Source organism: Kitasatospora sp. NPDC001095, assembly GCF_053598615.1.
Genome location: NZ_JBSFKQ010000081.1, coordinates 1 through 20,307 on the forward strand (window position 1 = coordinate 1; position 20,307 = coordinate 20,307).

Below are 20,307 nucleotides of genomic sequence, written 5' to 3' on the forward strand. Positions count from 1 at the left end.
GGATGCGATGGAGTGGCTGACGGGCCAGGGTGTCACGGGGTTCGTCGAGGTGGGTCCGCATCCGGTGCTGGTGGGGAACGGCTTGATGCGCCGTGGTGGTGACTCTCCGGAGCGGTTGTTCGCGGGGCTGGGGCGGTTGTGGGCGGACGGCGCCGCGCGCTGGACGCCACCCGCGACCACGACGGCGGGAACGCCGGGCGCACGTGTGCCTTCGTACGCCTTCCAGCACCAGCACTACTGGCTCCAGCCCACCACCCCGTCGGAGGGCCTCGACACGCCCGACCACCCGCTGCTGCGGTCCCTGGTGAAGCTCCCCGACGGGCAGGGCGTGGTGCTGACCGGGAAGCTCTCCGCTTCCCTCCACCCGTGGCTGGCCGAGCACACCGTACTCGGTTCGACGCTGCTGCCCGCGATGGCGTTCGTGGACATGGCCGTCCACGCCGGCGAGCACACGGCCAGCCCCGTCCTGTCCGAGCTGGTCCTGGAGGCGCCGCTCGTGCTGTCCGAGCGCGACGGCGTGCATGTGCAGGTCACCGTCGGCGCGCCCGACGACACCGGACACCGGCCCGTCACCGTCCACTCCCGCACCTCCGCCGAGCCCGACGAGTGGACCCGCCACGCGACCGGAGTGCTCAGTCCGCCGGACCGGGCGACACGGGCCGACCGGACGGCCGTGCCCGGGGCGGACGACAGCGAGGCCGCGCCGATCGACATCGGCTCGCTCTACGACCGGCTCGCCGAAGCCGGCTACGAGTACGGGCCGGCCTTCCAGGGGCTCACCGGCATCCGGCGGCACGGCGAGGACCTGCACGCCGAGGTGAGCTTCCCGGAGGACCCCGCACAGCTCACCGGTTACCGCGTCCACCCCGCGCTCCTGGACGCCGCCATACAGCCGCTGACCCTGCTCGCCGGCCTCGCGGCCGAGGACGGCGGCGCCGGCGGCAGCCCGGCGCGGATGCCCTTCTCCTTCTCCGGCGTGTCGGTCACCGGGTCGGCCGCGACGGTCCGCGTGGTGCTGCACCCGACCGGGCCGGACACCTACGCGGTGCGGATCACCGACACCGCCGGGACACCGGTCGTGAGCATCGACGAGATCGTCCTGCGGCCCGTCGAAGCGGCGGGTCACGGGGTCGGGCGTCGGCCGAACACGCTGTTCGCCGTCGACTGGACCCCGATGGCGGCACCGGACGGCCCGGACACCGAGACGGTCCTCCACGAGGTCGCCGGCGAGGGCGAACCGGTCGCGGCCGCCCACGCGGTGACCCGTGAACTGCTCGGCAGGGTACGGGAGTTCCTGGTCACCGACACGCCGGCCCGGCTCGTGGTCCTCACCGGCGACGACCTGGCCTCGGCCGCCGCCCGCGGCTTCCTGCGCAGCGCGCACAGCGAGAACCCCGGGCGGATCCTGACCGTCCGGCACGACGGCACGGCCGCCTCACGACGGGCGATCCCCGCCGCGGTGCGCGCCGCCGTGAGCGACGGCGAGCCCGAGATCCAGCTGCGCGACGGAACCGCCCTCGTGCCGAGGCTGGTGCGGGCTGTCCCGACCGCACCGACCGCCCCGGCCGGGCCCCTGGACGGTGCGCCCCTGGACGGCACCGTGCTGATCACCGGCGGCACCGGCACCCTCGGCGTCCTGGTCGCCCGGCACCTGGTCGCCCGGCACGGCGCCCGGCACGTGGTGCTCGCCGGCCGCCGCGGCGTCGAGCCGCCCGGGCTCCGGGAGGAGCTGGGCGCGGCCCTCACCGTGGTCGCCTGCGACGCCGGTGACCGCCGGGCACTGAGGGATCTCGTCGCCTCGATCCCCGACCTGCGGGCCGTCGTGCACGCCGCCGGGGTCGTCGACGACGCCGTGGTGGGATCGATGACACCGGAGCAGATCGACACGGTGCTGCGCTCGAAGGCCGATGCCGCGTGGCACCTGCACGAGGCCACCGAGCACCTGGACCTGCGGGCGTTCGTGCTGTTCTCCTCGGCGTCCGGGGTGTTCGGCGCCCCCGGGCAGGCCAACTACGCCGCCGCGAACGCGTTCCTCGACGCGCTCGCCGAGCACCGGCACGCGCGCGGTCTGCCGGCCACCTCCCTGGCCTGGGGCCAGTGGGCCGAGTCCAGCGGCATCACCGGGAACCTGACCGAGGCCGACCAGCGCCGGCTGGCGAGGACCGGGATGCTGCCGCTGGCCACCGAGCAGGCCCTCGGCCTGTTCGACACCGCCCTGGCCGGCGAACGCCCGGCGCTGGTGCCGGTCCGCCTCGACCTCGCGGCGATCGACACCCCGCCCGCGCTGCTGCGCGGACTCGCCCGGCCGCGGCGCGCGCCGGCCCCGGCGGCCGGCCCCGGCGACCTGCGGGCCAGGCTCGAAGCCCTGCCCGAGCCCGAGCAGCGCGCCCTGCTGCTCGACCTGGTCGTCAGGCACAGCGCGAGCATCCTCGGGATGGCCCCCGGAGGGATCGACGACCCGCGCCGGCTGTTCCGCGACCACGGCGTCGACTCGCTGACCGCCATCGAGCTGCGCAACCAGCTCAACGCGGCCACCGGGCTCCAGCTCCCGGCGACCCTCGTCTTCGACTTCCCGACGCCCGAACAGCTCGTCAACCACCTCTACGGGCAGCTGTGCTCGCCGGAGAACCGGGTCGCCGGGCCGATGGAGCGCCTGCTGCGCAAGGCCGTCGACGTCGGCCGCGCGCAGGACGGCCTCGATCTGCTGGCCACGGTGTCCCGGCTGAGCCCGGCCACCGACGCGCCCGAGGCCGAGGCCGTCGCCCTCGCGACCGGCTTCCTCCAGCCGTCGCTGGTCTGCCTGCCGTCCGCGCTGGCGTCCGGCGGCATCGAGGAGTACGGGCGGTTCGCCGCGGCGCTGGAGGCCGCCCGCGACGTCATGGCGGTCACCCTGCCGGGCTTCGCCGGCGACCCGTTGCCCGCGGACGCCGACGTCCTGGTCCAGGCACTCGCCGAGGCCGCGTCGGCCGTCGCCGCGCCGGTGCTGGTCGGCCGTTCGGTGGGCGCGTGGCTGGCGCTGGCGACCGCCAGGGAACTGGAACGGCGGGGGGCCCGGCCGAGCGCCGTGGTGCTCATCGACGGCTACCCCGACGACCTGCCGGGTGTGCTCACCGGCATGCTCGACGCCGGCCACCAGGTCCACCCGGTCGACGACGACCGGCTGGTGGCCATGGGCCGCTACCTCGATCTGGCCGGCGCCCCGGAGCCCGTCACCGCGCCGGTGCTGCTGGTGGGCACCGGGGAGCGCTCGTGGCCCCGGCTGTCCACCACCGTCCAGGAGGTGCTCACCGTCCCGGGCGACCACTTCACCGCACTGGAGGAGAACTCCGCGGCCACGGCGCTGGCCATCAGTACATGGCTCCTCGACTTCGACGGGTACGGGGCCGGGTTGTCCGAACTCAGGGGAAAGGACCAAGCATGATCTGGGACAACGTCTACATCGGCGGAACGGGGCGGTACCTGCCGCCCCGCACGCCGGCGACGCAGGCAGTGCCGGACACCGAGACCATGCGGCGGCTGCTCGCGCTGTCGGACTTCGTGTCGTTCACCAGCTCCGACGACGTCACCGAGCACGCGATGGCCGTGCACGCGGCGATCGGAGCCCTGCGCGAGTCCGGCCTCAGCGGCGCCGACATCTCCATGGCCGCCTACGCGCAGATGGACCACCAGGACCACATGGCGTCCTCCTGCCACCTGCAGCGCGTCCTCGGCCTCGGCCACGCCCTCGTCTACGAGGTCGAGGCGACCAGCAACGGCGGCTCGGCCGCGCTGCAGTCCGCCGCCGCGCACCTGGTGGCCGACCCGGCCGCGACCGCGACCCTGGTCACGGCCACCGCCCGGTTCCTGCCGCCGCGGTGGGAACGCTGGCAGCCCACCGTCGGGATCTTCCTGGCCGACGGTGCGGTCGCGGCCGTGCTAAACCGCGAGGGCGGCCGGGCGCGCCTGGTCGCGACCGCCAACAGCTCCGCGACCCAGATGGAGGTCCTCGCCACCCCGACGATCCCGGACCCCAAGGGCCACCGCAACCGTACGCCGATCGAGGTCACCGGCCTGGCTCCGTACCTGACGCTCATGAGCGGGGCACTGGTCACCGCGGTCGAACAGGCCGCCAAGGAGGCCGGCGTCAGCATCGCCGACATCACCAGGTTCGTCGTCACCGGTCTGGGCCTGGCCCAACTGGAGGTCGTCGTGCTGGAGCCGCTCGGCATCGACCTGAGCCGCACCACCTGGCCGATGCTGCGCGAGCTCGGCCACGTCGGGCCGTGCGACCAACTGCTCGGCATGGACCACCTGCTGCACGACGAGACCCTCAAGCCCGGCGACACCATCATGTCGATCGGACTCGGCATGGGCTCGCGGTTCACCGCGACCCTGCTGGAGGTCACCGAGCCCCCCAAGCCCCGTACGACCACCGTCTTCACCGAACCGGTGCGCGCGCAGGCCCCGTCCGCCGACACGTACGTCATCGACCCCTCGGGCGGCGACATCTTCGGCGAGGCCGCCGCGTTGCGCGAGCGCGGCCCGGCCACGCCCGTCGAACTGCCCGGTGGCGTGTCGGCCTGGGCCGTCACCGGGCACGACCTGACGAAGAAGCTGCTGCTCGACCCGAAGGTCTCCAAGGACGCGAACAAGCACTGGCCGCTGTGGCGCGACGGCGACATCCCGCCGGACTGGCCGCTGATCATGTGGGTCGCGATGCAGAACATGTTCACCGCCTACGGGTCCGATCACACCAGGCTGCGCAGCCTGGTGGCCAAGGCGTTCACCCAGCGCCGCATCGAAGCGATGCGGCCGCGCGTCGAGGAGATCACGGCCGGCCTGATCGCCGACCTGGCCGCGGTGCCGCCGGGGCAGACGGTCGACCTGCGCGCACGGTTCGCGTTCCCGCTGCCGATCCAGGTCATCACCGGACTGTTCGGGGTGACCGCGCAGACGGGCGCGGACCTGCGGCGGCTGGTGGACGCGGTGTTCAGCCTCGACGCGGACCCGGCGGGCGTGCAGGCCGCCTCCGGCGAGCTGTACATGCTGCTCAAGGACCTCGTGGCCGCCAAACGGCGCGACCCCGGCGACGACATGACCAGCGACCTGATCGCCGCGCAGGAGGTGGACGGCACACGACTGTCCGAGCGGGAACTGCTGGACACCCTGCTGCTGACCATCTCCGCCGGCTTCGAGACGACGGTCAACCTGCTCGACCACGCCATCCACGCGCTGGCCACGCACCCGTCCCAGCTCGCCCTGGTCCGGTCCGGGACCAGCACCTGGGAGGACGTGGTGGACGAGACCCTGCGCTGGCAGGCGCCGGTGCCGAACCTGCCGCTGCGGTACGCCGTGGAGGACATCTCCGCGGACGGCGTGCAGATCCGCAAGGGCGAGGCGATCCTGCTGTCCTACGGCGCGGCCGGCCGCGACCCGGCGCGGCACGGGGCCGACGCGGAGGACTTCTCCGTCACCCGGCCGTCGCGTGCCGACCACCTCACCTTCGGGCACGGCGTGCACTTCTGCCTCGGCAGCCCCCTGGCGAAGCTGGAGGCGACGACGGCGCTGTCCGCGCTGTTCTCCCGGTTCCCCCGGCTGCGGCTGGCCGTCCCGTCGTCCGAACTCGAGCCGCTGGGTTCCTTCTTCACCAACGGACACAAGACCCTGCCGGTCATCCTGGAGGAGAGCTGATGGCCCATGTCGCCTTCGTGAGCGCGCCCGCGTCCGGGCATGTGAACCCGACCCTGCCGCTGGTCGAAGAGCTGGTGCGGCGCGGTCACCGGGTCAGCTACGCCACGGGACCGGCCACCACGGACGCCGCCGTCGCCGCCGGGGCGTCGCCGGTGACCCTGCCCTCGCAGCTGCCGCCCGACATGGCGGCGAGGGGCGAGTTCACGGCGGAACAGCTCGCCGTGACGATGGAGCACTACCTCGACGACGCGCGTGCCTCCTTCCCCGTCCTGGCCGAGCACTTCACGGCCGACCCGCCGGACGCGGTGTGCTACGACTCGGTGACCTTCACCGGGAGGATGCTGGCGAACCTGCTCGACGTGCCGGAGATCTCCCTGGTGCCGACCTTCGCGGAGAACGAGTCCTTCTCGGCGGCGCAGGTGTACCTGCCGGCCGACTTCGACCACACCGACCCCCGGCTGGTGGCCGCGATCCAGGACATGGGGAAGTTCGCGCAGGGCCACGCCTTCCTCGGGGACCCGAACCTGATGTTCGGCCACGTGGCCCCGACGAGCCTGGTGTTCATCCCCCGCGAGTTCCAGATGGCGGGGGACACCTTCGACGAGCGCTTCCACTTCGTCGGGCCGTCGCTGAGCAGCCGGCAGACCACCGAGGAGTGGAGCCCCCGGTCGCAGGCCCCGGTGCTGCTGATATCGCTGGGAACCGTCTTCAACGACCGGCCCGAGTTCTACCGGACCTGCATCGAGGCGTTCGGGGACAGCGACTGGCAGGTCGTCATGGCGGTGGGCGGGCTGGACCAGGAGTCGCTGGGCCCGATCCCGGCGAACGTCGAAGTGCACGCGCACGTGCCGCAGGTGGCGGTGCTGCGACACACCGAGGTGTTCCTGAGCCACGCCGGGATGAACTCGGCGATGGAGTCCCTCTACCACGGGGTGCCCTTCGTGGCGGTGCCGCAGATCCCGGAACAGCGGGCGGTCGCCCGGCGGGCGGAGGAGCTGCGGGTCGGCAGGACGCTCGCCGAGCCGACCGTGCAGGGCCTGCGCGACGCCGTCCAGGACGTCCGGTCCTGCCGCCCCCGGGCGGCGGCCCTGAGCCGGATCGTGCGCGGGGCGGGCGGCGCGTCAAAGGGGGCCGACGTCCTGGAGGAGCTGCTGACGCGGTAGCGGCCGGACTCCACCGGGCGGTGCGCGGGTGCGGACCGCCCGGTGGAGCCCGTTCCCGCGCAAGAACGACGTCACCAGAAGTTCCCTAGCCGGGGTCGTCGCTGCGAGGCGGCCGCTGTCGTCCCCGCCCCCGATAGACCATGTCGTCGGGGCGCAGCATCAACCGGGCGTACTGCCAGGCCGCGTCGAAGGGCATGCGGGTCGAACCCGCTGCCCGGATTCGCAGCGCCAGGAGACTGGTCACCGGAGCCAGGACCCAGCGCCACACGGACAGCCTCATCTCGCCGCTCCCGACCCGCCGGCCCGCGGCCGCGCCTCGTGACCGGCACCAGTCTTCGTGTCCGGTTCGGACGGCTCCCACCAAGTCCTGGTGTCTGCCCACCCCATCCGGTCGAAGACGTCCTGCACGGTGGCGGCGAACCGGGCGTGCCTACCAGGGTCGTTCTCCAGCTTGTCCCACAGGTGGGCCACCCCGTGCGCGAAGCGTTCCGCCTTGGCCTGCGCGTCGTCGGCGGCGCCGACGAGCGGCAGGATGTGCTCCCGGAATTCCTTCCACCCCGGATGCGGAGCGATTTCGGTGTGGTTGAGCAGCCACCAGACGCGTGCGCTGTCCGGCGCGGCGAGTACCACGTCCCGGATCCAGTCCTGTCTGACCTGCTCCTGTTGTGCTGTCCGTCGAGCGTCGCGGAGGGCATCGAGGTAATCCTGGGACCTGGCCTCGTCCTCCTGGCTCAATGTCAGCGTGAGCCGTGCCCGCCAGCGGGCCTCCGAGCCGTCCCCGACGTCGCGCCATGACCGGGTCTCCTGGGCGAGCCGCTGCCGGACGATCTCCAGCTCGTCCGGCGCGTGATCTCCCGCGATCGCCCGCCCCGTGCGCTCCAAGGCGAGCCGTGCGGCCGCCTCGGCGGCCGCACGGTCACCCCGGGCTCCGGGCGGTGGGCGGAAGCTCACGGCTCCGCGCACTCGGAAGCCGATTCCTGGAATCTTCGTCGGCCACCGGCCCTTCACCCGCCCCCGTCTTCTCCACCACCGAAAGCCGGGCCCACCGGTCCTCACGGTGCGGTGGTCTCTCGCGGCGGCTCGGGCGGCACGTGCGTGCGCCGCAGGGTCTCGCGCCAGAACGGGATGACGCTTCCGCTGTCGTCCACCATCACCATGTCGAAGAACCGCTGGAATTCGCTCGCGCCGAGGACTTCGGCGAGCACGTTCTGCACCGTGTCCCGCTGGGCGGCGTCCTCTTGGTCGAACCGGGCCCGCCAACGCTGCATCTGGGCCACCCCGGCCTCCTTGCCGCCCTCGATGCTCAGCAGGCCCTGCCAGGCCTGGACGATCTGCTCCCGGGCGGCCGGTTCGGCAGCGCCGGCCAGGACGAGGTCGGTCCCCTCATCGCTGCCGATGACGGCGAGGAAGACGCCGAGCACTTGGCGCTTCAGTTTCGGGTCCGCCCACACCCGGGGGGCGGCGAGCCACTGATCGACCGCCTTGCGCACCTCGTCCGGTCGTTTGCCGGCCAACTGCCGGAAAGCCCGGCGCACGCCATCCGATCCGAGCTCCTTGCGGCCCGCGGCCTTGCCGAGTCGGGTGAGGGCCGGCCCCGGGTTCTCCTCGCCCCACTTTCCACCGCAGATCTCGACCACCAGGTCGACCTTGTGCTCGGCCGTTCTGCTACTGCTGACCCACTGCAGCAGCCTGTCGCGGACGTAGCGGCCGAGTTCGGGGTCGCCGGCTGCCTTCGTCAGCGTCTCCGCGGCGAGGGAGCGACGGCTGGACTGGACGTCCGCCAGCTCATCGAGGATGGACCGGTCGCGCCGGTCCACCGCCAGGTTGTGCAGCGCCTCGGCGGCGAGACGGGCGTCGGCCTCGGGAATGCTCCGATTGCTGATGACGCCGACGGCCCAGCGCCGGATCAGGCCCCGCTGTGTGGGGAACTCGGTCCAGAGGCTGCGCAGGACCGCCATCGCCAGGCCGGGCTTGCTCGGGTCGTGGTGGACGCGTTCTCCGTTGGACTCGATGCCGGCCGCCTTGAGCCTGCTCGCGCTGGTGGCGTCGGCCAGCACCTGGGCGGGCGAACGCTCCAAGGCGAGTTCCTTCTGCAACTCGTCGCTGGCCCGAATCACCGAGCTGCGCTGTCCGCCGTCGAGCAGTGCGCCCGCCCACACCGTCGCGCGGATCGCCAGAACCGTTTCCTGCGCTGCTGCCGCACCCCGCTGCAGCAGCTTCTCCACAGCAGTCGGCCAGTTCATGAACTCATCCACCAGCAGGGCGAGTCCGTCACGCTTCTCGGCTCGGGAGATGACGCCGGCCAGCCGGTGGGCTTCACGGGCGCCCGGATTCCCCGACCAGATCCTGTCCAGTGCCGGCTCGTTCAACCAGTCGGTGCGGTCGGCCACCGGTCCGGCCCGCAGTTCTGCCTCCACCAGGGCCCGAGCGTCGGGCGCCTCAGGCCAGGCCGTGAGCTCGACGGTCCGGTCGGCCAGGTGACTGTTCCAGTCATCCGGCGTAGCCAGCACCACCAGGTACGACCCCTTGGCACGGAGCTTCTTGCCGTAGGTGACCAGGTCGGCCGCGAACCGGTCGGCGGGCGGCTCGGGAAGGTTGGAGAGGTCGAGGACGAAACCGCAGTCCTGGTCGTCCGGCAGCGGTCCGGTGGACACGTTGGACCACTCGGGGATCAGGTCGTCGATCTGCCGCACGGCAAGGTCGCGAAGCAGCCGAAGCGCCTGCGTCCGCCTGCCGGTTCCCGGCGGGGCGTTCAGCACGACCACCCCGAAGGTCCGGCAGGTGTCACGGGCGGCATTCCACTGCGCCGGGTTCCGCGGCCGCACGAACCGCCCGTTGGCCGAGGCGAGGAACTCGGCGTCCGTCGGCGGCACCTGCACCCGGTTCACGAAGTCGCCCTGCAGGAACAGCATGTACGCCTGGACGTTCCGGTCACCGAATTGGGTCAGGACGGGGGAGTTCTGGCCGGTCTGCGACGGCAGCGGCCCCGCGGCACCGGTCTCTCGACCCGGGCCGATCGGTTCCGTGGGCCGAGCGGATGGCACATCCTGCGGTTCGGGTTCTTGAGGCGCCCCGGCTCCGAAGTTGTTCACTTGATCTCCAGCCTTGCAAGGTGCTCGACCTGGACGTTCTTCTGCCCGTGTTGCGTGAACGAGGCCCCGGTCGAACGGGGGGACGCCGACTGCGGCGGTCGGTCTCCCGCTCCGTCGGCCGACGCCGCCGGGCCGGGTCCGTTGCCCTGCTCGAAGATCGCGGGGTCGGCGAGCCCCCAGTCGAAGCCCGGGATGTGCAGCCATGCGGGGCGCTGAAAGGTCTTCACCCGCACCAGGTGCGGGACGAACTGCCCGGTCAGGGCGTCGCCGCCGATGCAGCCGCTCTCGAAGACGTCTTCGTGGACCCGCTGCGAGATGATCACCGCGGTGTTGGTGATCGCCGGATTGGCGCGTGCCAGCAGGTCCCGCAACGCCTGGTCGTCCAGCAACCGGTGGGTCTGAACCATCGGCACACCGAGGCCGCTCACGGGAAGCGGGCCGACATGGATGCTGACCCGCAGCTGCAGCGGCGTCCCGTGGGGGCGATCCTCCTGACGGTGCGCCAGCTCGTCGCGCAGGGCGCCCGGGAAGCACGCGACCAGGGCGGGAAGGGCCTCCGGCTCCACACCGGCGACGTAGCCGTCGCCCGTGTGCTGACCGAAGACCCTGCGCTCCCAGTGCGCACTCACGTTGCTGGTACTCAGCGCCTTCGCGAGCAACTGCGGGATGTCCGCGTTGACACGCTGCATGTCCCGGCTGGTCAGCGTGCCGAAGTTCCGTGCGTCGACCGCGAGTACGGCCCGGTAGGGCCACAGCGGCTCCCAAGACGGCAACACGAAGTGTTCCTCTCGTCGTGTCTGGCACCGCGTTTCGCGGCAGCAGCCACCTTCCCGGGGCCGGCCGGGTGAGAATGTCCAGCGCTGGACGCTACGGATGTGTGACAGGTCACATCGCGCCGGGAGCTTGCCCGTACGCCTCTCCGCGGGCTGCGGCCGCCAGCTGCCCGGGGTCGGTGACGATCAGATGCCGCCGCGCCAGTGAGAGGACTCCAGCCGCCTGGAGACAGCCGAGCGCCACTGCGGCCGAGGACCGCTTCATCGAGGCCATGGCAGCCAGCTCGGCCCGCGCCATTCCCAGGCCCACTACCACCGTGTCGCCCTCCGGTCTGCCCAGTTCCTCGGCCAGCAGGCTCACCACGCTCGCGATCCGGGCCACCGGGCTGGTGTGCAGCAGTGCGACCCGCAGCCGCTCATGGCTGTTCAGTCGCTCGACGGTCAACTGGTAGATCACCGCCTGGAGTTTGTGCCGATCGACGTAGTGGCGGAACGCGTGGGTCGGCAGCACCATGCCCACACAGCGCTGCGCCGCTGTCACATTCGCCGACCGTGGGCGCCCGACGAGGGCTCCCATCTCCCCCAGTACTTCGCCCGGCCCGCGGAGCATCAGGACCAACTCATCGCCGCACTCGTTGAGTTGCGTCACCCGTACCTGGCCCTCGACCAGGGCGATCACCGAGTCCGGAGACTCGCCCTGACGGAGCAGTAGCGTCCCCCGCGGGAAGGTCCGTCTCCGTCCGCGTTCCACCAGATCGCGCCACGCCTCCGGTGGCACCAAGGAGCGGAAGTTCACCATGGCCACCGGTGTCGTCACCTCACGATCGCAGCGAGACCGAAGGCGACACATCCGCCGACGGCGTGGAGCGGCGACCACTGCACACGCCGATGCCAGGCCCGGGCCGGATCGCTCGGCGCCACCACCTGCCACGCCATCTCGGCCGCGCCCGTCGCCACCGCACCAGCTCCCTCGGTTCGACCGGCACGCCGCCGGCACGCGCTCACCATCCTGCGCTCGGCGCCGAACAGGAAAACCCGGCCGGTGGACATTGGCCGATATCCGGCCGGTTACGGAATCACGCAGAAACGGGCCGAAGATTCCCGCCCGAACCAGTTCGGACCGCATATATCGACCTCCTGTCCGAATCCGCGCCGACCCACGGAAACGGCGGTGGGCCACCGCTTTCAGGACAGTCATCGGACAGCGGGCACGACACAGCCGGCAGGGGGATGCCGTGCCGGCGCCTGGTGGGCAACGCCGTCAAGTTCAGCCCGGACGGCACCCCGGTGGAGATCCGGGTCACCGGCACCCGGCTGTCCGTGCGCGACCACGGGCCCGGCATCGCCCCCGGCGACCGGCAGGCCGTCTTCGAGCGCTTCTTCCGCGCCGCCGGCACCCAGGCCACCCCGGGCTCGGGGCTGGGGCTGGCCATCGTCCACGACCTCGTCGCCGCCGACCACGGCACCGTCTTCGCGACCGCCGCCCCCGGCGGCGGTGCCGAGGTCGGCTTCCACCTGCCGCCCGCCCCTGCGCACTGACCGCCGTCGGGGAGCACTGACCACCCGTCGGGCAGCCGAGCGCCGCTCGCCCCGCGCCGTGAGGACCGCGGTGCGGGGCGAGGGGAGCTATCCGACGATCAGCGGCTACCTGGATTCCTCGCGGATCCTGTTCATGACCTGCAGGTACTTCTGGAAGAGTGCCAACATGTGAGCCTTCGTCGCTCGGACCCAGTCGTTGAGCGAGTCCTGCTTCTTCTTCCCCCTCATCCCGTTCTCCTGCACCTTCCTCCGGTAGGCGTCCTGGTCGAAGATCTTCGCCTCGAGGTCGCCGGCGGTCGTCACGGCGGTCACGGACAGCACCAGCGGATCTTCCTCCCAGGCGACGCCGTAGTGCAGGATGTCAGCCGCGTGCCGCATGCCCTCGACGAACTTTCCGTAGACCTGGGAGTTCGCGTCACCGGCTCGGCCGGCACCACCCCCCACCACGGCCTGCGCCGATTCGTACTCCTCGTTCGCACGCAGCCGCTTCGCCTGCTCCGCGAGCGTCTGCAGCTCGTCGATCAGGCCGTTGACAGCCTGCTGCGCGTCCGGACTCTCGTACAGCAGGCTCTCGTTCTGTTCTCTGAGCTTCGGGATGAGGCTGATCATCGCGTCCCCGAGGGCGTTGAAGAGGTGGTCGCCCTGCTTGGGGCCGTCCACGGCCTTTCCTTTTGTGGCATCTCCTTTCGAGGACCAATGACCGCTGTTCTTCTTGCCCATCCGCTGGACCGGTCCCGCTCCCGCGTGCGGCACCGCGCGCGGTGCCCGCTGGACAGCGGTCTCGCCGGCGGGCGCCCGCATGACCCGGGCGGTCGCGCGCATGACCCGGATCGCGTTGGCCTCCGCTTCGCGTTCGAAGCGGTCGGAGGGGTCGGAGACCCGCAGGCCCGCTCCGTTGTCGGTGCCGGCGACGGAGCCTTGGCGCTGTTGGATGACGTGGGTGAGCTCGTGGGCGAGGGTGTGCCGGTCGCCGCCGCCGTCGCCGAGGACGATGTGACTGCCGCTGGTGTAGGCGTGAGCGCCGATCTCGGCGGCGGAGGCCCTGGCGGCACCGTCGTCATGGACGCGGACATCGGTGAAGTCGGTGCCGAAGCGGTTCTCCATGTCGGTGCGGGTGGCCTCGTCGAGGGGCCGTCCGGCGGTGCGCAGGACGGCATGGACGGAGGAGCGCTGCACCGCGGGCACGTTGTGCGCGGCTTGCCGGTCCTCGAGGCCGGCGCTGTGCCCGGGCCGCCGCCTGCCATCGAGGAGGCCGGCCCGGCGCATCATCTGGACGACGGCGGCGTTGCCGGCCGAAGCCTGCAGGCCGAGGAGTCCCTGATCGGGGGTCAGCCCCGGGGCGGGCGCCGAGGAGGAGCGCGCGGCAGGCCGCTGAGCGGGTTTGCGCCGGCCGGTCTCACGGCCGTGGTCGTGTACGGGCATGGGCACACTCCGGTATCCGATGTCACTACCCGGACAGCACAACAGACCGAGCGTGAACGCACCATGCCGAGAGGGGCAGTGTTCGTGTACCAGCTGATACGCCCGGGGTGCCCGCAATGGCGGCGGGGAAGGAACGTCAGGCCGCCCGCGACGGCGGAGGCGGTGCGGGAGCCGGCCGGGGGCGACTGCGCCCCGGCCGGCCCCCGGCGGCACAACGGCGGCAGGGCGGTCACCACCAGGTGGTGACCGCCCTGCCGCCGTTCGGTGTCCGGCTCAGTGGCGGTGGCGCTTGCGGCGGGAAGCCGCCAGCAGGATCAGTCCGCCGCCGATGACGAGCGCGGCGATGCCGGTGGTGAGGGCGACCTGGCTGCCGGTGCTGGCCAGGATGCCGCCGCCCGAGGACGGCTGGCTGGGCCGGCCGGTGGGCGCCGGGCTGTGGTCACCGCTCGGGCCGGTGCTCGGGCCGGTGCTCGCACCGGGGCTCTGCGTGGGCGAGCCGGTGGGTGCCGGGGTCGAGGTGTGGACCGTGACGGTCGCGGTGCACTCGCCGGCGGTCGCCGCGGGCGGGCAGTTGCCGCCGGGCCGGTCCGCCGTGACGGTGTTGCGCAGGGTGTGGTCCCCGGCGGCCGGGTTGTGGAGCGTGACGCTGTACGTCAGCTTGGCGGTGGCGCCGGCGGCCAGGTCACCCTTCCAGCCGAGGACGGGCTGGGCGTAGGTGGTCGTGCCGGTGGTGGCGGTGGCGTCGTCGTTGTAGGCGGCGTCGTCGAGGACGGCGGTGAGGTCGTCGCTGACGGTCAGTGCGCTGAGCGGCGTGTTGCCGGTGTTGGTGATGTCGACGCGGTAGTGGACGGTGTCGCCGGGGTTCGCGTCGGTCTTGTCCGCGGTCTTGGTGAGGCGGTAGCCGGCGTTCTCGGCCACGGTGTTGCGGACGGTGTTGCTGGTGCGCTGCTGGTCGCGGCCGGTCTGGGCGCCGCGGTAGGCGAGGGAGGCGGTGTCGTCGAGCTTGGTGCCAGGGGGCAGGGAGGCGTCGACGCGGGCCCGGAAGGAGACGGTGGTCTCGGCACCGGGGGCGAGGTCGGCGGTCGGGCAGGTGACGGTCTGTCCGGAGGCGGTGCAGCCGGGGCCGGAGCCCTCGACGTAGCTGGTCCCGTCGGGCAGGCGGTCGGTGAGGGTGACGCCGGTGGCGGTGTCCAGGTCGGCGCTGGTGCCGTCCTGGTGCCGGTTGGCGAGGGTGAAGGTGTAGGTGATCTCGGCGCCGGGCTGGACGAGTCCGGGGGCCTGGCCGCTGGTGTCGCCGGCCGGCTTGTTGGCCTTGGTGAGCTGGAGGTCGGGCTCACACGCCTCGACGGCCAGCCAGATCGCCTGGGGCTCCAGCGCGTCGCCCTGGCCGGTGACGCGCAGGACGGCCTTGGTACTGCCGGCGGGCAGCTTGCCGGTGACGTCGATCATCCGTGCGTCGTAGCCGACGTTGTCGACCGGGTTCGGGGTGCGGTCGGTGATGTTGCTGCCGGTGCCGTCGGCCGTGACGCGGTCTATGCGGCTGGTGAAGGCGTTGTCGGTGGCCGGGCCGCCGGAGGTGGGCATGGGCAGGGCGGTCAGCTTGCCGGCGTCGGGGCCCACCTCCAGCGAGTCCCCGGCGATCGGCGCGTCGCCGTCGCCGACGATGACGCCCATGGTCGCCGCCGGCGCTCGGCCGGCCGGGGTGCGGATGCCGTCGAGGGTCATGGTGATGCTGGGCACGGGCGGGCGGATGAGCTGGTACCCGTCCCAGACCTGGAGGTAGCGCAGCGGCTCCTTCGGGTCCTCGTAAGCGACGACCAGGGACCAGCCGCCCCAGCAGCCGACGTTCTGGCCGCCGAAGTCGCCGGCGGAGGAACGGCCCTGGCAGGCCTGGATGTCGGCCACGGTGTACTCGCCGGAGCCGGCCGAGCGCACCAGCTCCGTGACGTCCTTGACGCCCGCGTGGGCGGTCAGCGGCGCCGGGGGCGTGCCGCCGACCTTCTGGTCGAACCAGTCGTAGGTGTCGGCCGTCAGGCGCTGGTAACCGGTGGCGCCGGGGACCTTCACGGACACCTGGTCCGCCTTGGACGCGTCCCCGGAGGTCGAGGTGAGCGAGGTGCCGACCGGGTTCAGCTGCCAGTACAGGCGGGCGTTCAGGACCCGGGCGCCGGCCGGAATGTTCAGCTTGGCCGAGGAGGCCGTGTTGCCGGGGGCGCCGGGGTCGGTCTTGACCCAGTTCACCCGGTTGTTGTTGTAGGCGTTGTCGTCACAGGCGGAGTCCTCCGGGTCGCAGGACACCACCGAGTTCGACGCCATCGTCAGATTGCCGTGCGCCAGCAGGTCCACCACCGGCTTCGGCCCGATCGGCCGCTCCTGCCCGGAACCCCGTACGGCCTGCCCGCCCGAGCCCGCCGCCCCGGCGGTGGTGGCCGGTATGACCGGCGACAGCGAAAGGACGGCGGCGGTCAGCACACCGACAGCGGTGCGCAGAGCGGGCCGACCGCCGCCGGGACGAGCGCCTCTCGTTGGTTCGCGGCGCGGGAAGGGGTAGGACACGGGAGGGCCTCCGAGGGTTTGAGGTAACCGTCAGGAGGCCGTCAGAGCCACCTGAACGGCCGTAATATGAAAAGAGTATATATGTCGGAAATTCACAGAACCGTCACCGGGTCATGGGGTGCCGCGCCGACCCTCGGCGCACGCGCGTGGTGATCCCTCGCCGTCCGCCGAGAGCCCCGGGCAAGGAGCATGGCCCTGACCGGCTCGCCGGGAACCGTGCGGTCCGGGGGAGTCTCCTGATCGGGCGTCCACCGCGGATCAGGCGTCCACTGCCGGTGGGATCGAGGCCGCCCGTCGCCCACAGCAGGCCGAGGACCTCGGCGGGGACGGCGACGTCCTCGGGGAGGATGCCAAGCTGCGGGAAGCACTGCCGACTCGGGCCGTCCAGTCGCCGCAGGCTCGCCTCGACGGTCATCGCGACGGCCCGCTCCCTGCGGTCGGAGCAGTCCGGAGCGAGACTGCCGGGCCCGTCCCGGACGAGCTGGTCACCGATCAGCTCGACGGCCTCGTCCGGCGTCAGCCCGTCCACAGGGCCGTGTCGGGCGACAGCGGCGCGCGGTCCGGTCCCCGATCGGGTCGGCCGTCGGCCGCATCGGGAGCGGGCGCCGGTCCAGAGGGACGGGAGGGCCGGGAACTCGCGGATCCCGGCCGCCTCGCGGTATCGCGGTGGTCACGCCGACTCGAACTCGACCACCGCGTCGCCCGCAGCCGCGGCAGCGGCGAAGAAGTCCCTCAACCGGCTCAGGTCCGCCGTCAACTCCCCAGCCCGCGCCGGGCCCCACGGAGAGGAGAAGCCGAGGGACACGACCTCTCGCGCCAGCGCGGCGTCCAAGCGGTTGGGTGCGGCCGGGTGTGTGGCCGTCAGGTCGACGGCCGTCAGATGTCCGGTCTCCTCCCAGGCCACCGCCCGTCCCCGGGCCGGCCAGGGTTCGACCTCCTCCGGTTCCGCGGGCATCCTTATCCAGGTCCGCGGCACGGACACCGAGGCACGGCACTGCGGACCAGTGACTCCTCGGCCTCTGGCAGGACATGGTGCCCCATCTCGTCGGGGTTGTCCGCCACCTCGATGGAGAACCGACCGCCGCCGAGTGTCCGACCGAACGGAATCGCCCGGCCGTGGCGCGGTCCGTCGCCAGGCGGCGGTGGGTGCCCTCGTCCCAGAGGATGACGGTGCCCGCGCCGCACTCACCTCCGGCGATGGCGCCCTCGAAATCCGCGTGATCCATCGCATGGTCCTCGGCCGGCATCTCCAGGAGCCTGGCATGCGGGTCGTCGGAGGGGGCCTCGGGCCCTGTCCAGGACTTGAGGACGCCATCCACCGCAGACCGGAAGTCGAAGCGCATCGTGCTGGGCATCGTGGATCTGCACCAGGAAAGCGGGCTCGTCCGACCTCCGGCGAACCCTGCGTCTCCCTGTCCGTCGCGCCGGTCAGGTGACCGGCTCGGGTGCCGGTACGGGTCCCGGCATCGGGCCAGGGTGAGGGCCCGGTTCCGGCGCGGGCGCAGGGGGCGGCTGCGGATCGGGCTCGGGCTGCGGAGGAGCCGGCGGTACCGGGTCGGGGCCACCAGGCGCGGGAACCGGGCCGGGTACGGGCCCGGGCTCCGGCCCACCGGGTCCACGGCCGGGGCGGCATGGCAACTGGCGCTGAGGCACCGGTCACGCGAGCATCGGGCCATGACGGAATCCGAGCCTCCACCGGTGAGCCACGACGCCCACTACCTCGGCGCGACAGCCCATCTCTATGGCTGGCAGGTCACGCGCGAGCAGGACGGGGCGATGCGGTTCTCACTGCTCGACTGGACGCTGCGGGTGGAGTTCTCCCCGGACGGCCGGTTCTCGTCCGCCAGAGCGACCGGTCCCGGCAGCACGGACACCCGACTGGACCTACGGACGGTGATCGACGCGCTCGAGGAGTACGGCAGCCCTGCACTGCCCAAGCAGCCCTGAACCGCCGGTACGCGGCCGACGCCAACGCCCGCCCCGACCGGAGGGACGAGGCGGGGAACCGTAACCGGCACGCAGGCGCCCGCTACGGCCCGCCCTGGGACGTGATCGCCGATCCTGTGGCAGCCAGTCATGTGCCCCGCCCCTCTCCTCCCGGCAGGCCGCTGCGCTCCGGCTGCGCGGTCCCGCCGGACCTTCGGCGCGTGCCGATCATGCAGGCGGTCCGTCTGGCCCGGAACCCGTGACCGTTCCGCAGTATGGCCGTGGCCGTGGCCGGTGCACTGCCGGTCCGGCCGGGTGTTCACGGCAGATGTGCGAGATCCTGGACGTGAGCAGTCCGCGCCCCGAGTCGGGCCCGTGTGGCCGGCGCGAGGCCGGCCTGCCGAGACCGAGGCCCGGCGCGCCCGATCGTGCGTCGCGACACAGGCGCACAGACCGTGACCAACGGACCCGAGCGGAGGTCGTACGGCTGATGAGCGGCATCGAGCACGAGTCGGCAGAAGCGCGGGACACGACCGAGGGCCGCGTCTACACCGTCACCGGTGGCGACTGGGAGGAGGTCGCCGCTGCGCAGCGACGGGCGGACGACGAGCGGATCATCGTCAACATGGGTCCGCAGCACCCGTCCACGCACGGCGTGCTGCGCCTGGTCCTGGAGATCGACGGCGAGACGGTGAAGGAGGCGCGCTGCGGCATCGGCTACCTCCACACCGGCATCGAGAAGAACATGGAGTTCCGCAACTGGGTGCAGGGCACCACCTTCGTGACCCGGATGGACTACCTGACCCCGCTGTTCAACGAGACGGCCTACTGCCTGGCGGTGGAGAAGCTGCTCGGGATCACCGAGCAGGTCCCGGACCGGGCCGGCGTCATCCGGGTGATGATGATGGAGCTCAACCGGATCTCCTCGCACCTGGTGGCACTGGCCGCCGGCGGGATGGAGATCGGCTCCACCACGCTGATGGTCTACGGATTCCGGGACCGCGAGGTCGTCCTGGACGTCTTCGAGCTGGTGACGGGCCTGCGCATGAACCACGGCTACGTCCGGCCGGGCGGTCTCGCGCAGGACCTGCCCCCGGGCGCGCCGGACCAGATCCGCGAGGCGGTCAGGCTGCTGCGCTCGCGGATCCCGGAGTACGACAAGCTGGCGACCTACAACCCCGCCTTCAGGGCCCGACTGGTCGGCGTCGGCTTCCTGGACCTGCCCGGCTGCCTGGCCCTCGGCGCCACCGGGCCGATCCTGCGGGCCACCGGCCTGCCGCACGACCTGCGCAAGAGCGACCCGTACTGCGGTTACGAGACCTATGAGTTCGAGGTCGCGGTGGCCGACACCGCGGACTCCTACGGCCGGTTCCTGATCCGGCTGGAGGAGATGCGCCAGTCGCTGCGGATCGTCGAGCAGTGCCTCGACCGGCTGGCTCCCGGCCCGGTCATGGTGGCCGACAAGAAGATCGCCTGGCCCGCCCAACTGGCCGTCGGACCAGACGGGTTGGGCAACTCCCTCGACCACATCCGCAAGATCATGGGCGAGTCCATGGAGGCGCTGATCCACCACTTCAAGCTGGTGACGGAGGGCTTCCGCGTCCCGACGGGGCAGGCGTACGTGGCGGTCGAGTCCGCCAGGGGCGAGCTGGGCGTGCACGTCGTCTCCGACGGCGGCACGCGGCCGTACCGGGTGCACTTCCGGGATCCGTCGTTCACCAACCTGCAGGCGGTGGCGGCGATGTGCGAGGGCGGGCAGGTCGCGGACGTCATCGTCTCGGTGGCGAGCATCGACCCGGTGATGGGAGGCGTGGACCGATGAGACCCGGCGCACCGCGGACGCGCCGCCAGGCGGGCCGGAAGCAGGCGCGGCGTTCGGCCTTCCGCGCGCGGCGGCAGATACATCTGGCGCGCGGAGCGGGGCTCGGTGCCCGTGTGGCGCCGCTGCAGCACTACCAGGAGTTCCTCCTGGAGCAGGGCGGGAATTGACGTCCCCTCACCCGTCCGCTGCGGCCTCGGAAAATTTCTTCGAACCCGGGTGCAACCCCCCGGCGGGATGGACGTCTATCAGGGTGAGAGGCGGGGAGAGCGAGCCGGCGAAGCCGGGGGGCTCGGGCCGGCTCCTCGGGGCGCGACAGTAGGCGCCCGCTCATCCGATCAAAACCA

Annotated in this window: 13 protein-coding genes and 1 pseudogene; 6 read left to right on the top strand and 8 right to left on the bottom strand. The window is 72.2% G+C overall.

Features of this window, described 5'->3' with window-relative positions; genetic code table 11:
* Nucleotides 1-205: 205 nt before the first annotated feature.
* The 3 genes from ACWDBB_RS34940 to ACWDBB_RS34950 are packed head-to-tail and all read left to right on the top strand — an operon-like array spanning nt 206 to nt 6,833.
* Nucleotides 206-3,421, top strand: a complete 3,216-nt coding sequence (locus ACWDBB_RS34940) for a type I polyketide synthase (RefSeq protein WP_449793430.1) — start codon at nt 206-208, stop codon at nt 3,419-3,421.
* The gene (locus tag ACWDBB_RS34945; RefSeq protein ID WP_449793431.1) at nt 3,418-5,670 is read left to right on the top strand and encodes a cytochrome P450; all 2,253 of its coding nucleotides are present in this window, start codon (nt 3,418-3,420) and stop codon (nt 5,668-5,670) included. Before ACWDBB_RS34940 ends, ACWDBB_RS34945 begins: the two co-directional genes overlap by 4 nt.
* Complete coding sequence (locus tag ACWDBB_RS34950) at nt 5,670-6,833, top strand: macrolide family glycosyltransferase (RefSeq protein ID WP_449793432.1); 1,164 nt, start codon at nt 5,670-5,672, stop codon at nt 6,831-6,833. The genes ACWDBB_RS34945 and ACWDBB_RS34950 overlap by 1 nt, the downstream gene beginning before the upstream one ends.
* 276 nt (nt 6,834-7,109) lie before the next feature.
* Here ACWDBB_RS34950 and ACWDBB_RS34955 read toward each other — a convergent pair whose 3' ends face one another.
* The 4 genes from ACWDBB_RS34955 to ACWDBB_RS34970 all read right to left on the bottom strand — a co-directional run bounded on the left by ACWDBB_RS34955 (nt 7,110) and on the right by ACWDBB_RS34970 (nt 11,497).
* Nucleotides 7,110-7,841 (bottom strand): hypothetical protein, encoded by a 732-nt coding sequence (locus ACWDBB_RS34955; protein ID WP_449793433.1) that lies wholly within the window; start codon nt 7,839-7,841, stop codon nt 7,110-7,112.
* A 44-nt stretch (nt 7,842-7,885) separates the two neighbouring features.
* The gene (locus ACWDBB_RS34960; RefSeq protein ID WP_449793434.1) at nt 7,886-9,745 is read right to left on the bottom strand and encodes a hypothetical protein; all 1,860 of its coding nucleotides are present in this window, start codon (nt 9,743-9,745) and stop codon (nt 7,886-7,888) included.
* 176 nt (nt 9,746-9,921) lie between these two features.
* Nucleotides 9,922-10,701 carry a hypothetical protein gene (locus tag ACWDBB_RS34965; protein WP_449793435.1) on the bottom strand — a complete coding sequence of 260 codons (780 nt, stop codon included), beginning with the start codon at nt 10,699-10,701 and terminating at the stop codon, nt 9,922-9,924.
* Nucleotides 10,702-10,810: 109 nt separating this feature from the next.
* Nucleotides 10,811-11,497: a Crp/Fnr family transcriptional regulator gene (locus ACWDBB_RS34970; protein WP_449793441.1), complete on the bottom strand. Its 687-nt coding sequence runs from the start codon at nt 11,495-11,497 to the stop codon at nt 10,811-10,813.
* Nucleotides 11,498-11,928: 431 nt separating this feature from the next.
* Between ACWDBB_RS34970 and ACWDBB_RS34975 the strand changes: the two genes are divergently transcribed.
* Nucleotides 11,929-12,237 carry a sensor histidine kinase gene (locus ACWDBB_RS34975; protein WP_449793436.1) on the top strand — a complete coding sequence of 103 codons (309 nt, stop codon included), beginning with the start codon at nt 11,929-11,931 and terminating at the stop codon, nt 12,235-12,237.
* A 105-nt stretch (nt 12,238-12,342) separates the two neighbouring features.
* On the opposite strand, the gene ACWDBB_RS34980 is transcribed toward ACWDBB_RS34975, so the two are convergent.
* The 4 genes and pseudogenes from ACWDBB_RS34980 to ACWDBB_RS34995 all read right to left on the bottom strand — a co-directional run.
* Complete coding sequence (locus tag ACWDBB_RS34980) at nt 12,343-13,659, bottom strand: eCIS core domain-containing protein (RefSeq protein ID WP_449793437.1); 1,317 nt, start codon at nt 13,657-13,659, stop codon at nt 12,343-12,345.
* 273 nt (nt 13,660-13,932) lie between these two features.
* A complete protein-coding gene (locus ACWDBB_RS34985; protein WP_449793438.1) occupies nt 13,933-16,131 on the bottom strand; it encodes a DUF7927 domain-containing protein in 2,199 nt (732 codons plus the stop codon).
* Nucleotides 16,132-16,885: 754 nt separating this feature from the next.
* Nucleotides 16,886-17,170 carry a hypothetical protein gene (locus ACWDBB_RS34990; RefSeq protein ID WP_449793442.1) on the bottom strand — a complete coding sequence of 95 codons (285 nt, stop codon included), beginning with the start codon at nt 17,168-17,170 and terminating at the stop codon, nt 16,886-16,888.
* Between the two features lie 235 nt (nt 17,171-17,405).
* Nucleotides 17,406-17,891: pseudogene (locus tag ACWDBB_RS34995) on the bottom strand (DNA polymerase ligase N-terminal domain-containing protein); the annotation flags it as partial.
* On the opposite strand from ACWDBB_RS34995, the gene ACWDBB_RS35000 reads away from it, so the two are divergent.
* The gene (locus ACWDBB_RS35000; RefSeq protein WP_449793439.1) at nt 17,890-18,162 is read left to right on the top strand and encodes a hypothetical protein; all 273 of its coding nucleotides are present in this window, start codon (nt 17,890-17,892) and stop codon (nt 18,160-18,162) included. The pseudogene ACWDBB_RS34995 and the gene ACWDBB_RS35000 sit on opposite strands and share 2 nt — an antisense overlap.
* A gap of 469 nt (nt 18,163-18,631) precedes the next feature.
* Nucleotides 18,632-19,963 (top strand): NADH-quinone oxidoreductase subunit D, encoded by a 1,332-nt coding sequence (locus ACWDBB_RS35005; protein WP_449793440.1) that lies wholly within the window; start codon nt 18,632-18,634, stop codon nt 19,961-19,963.
* Nucleotides 19,964-20,307: the final 344 nt, after the last annotated feature.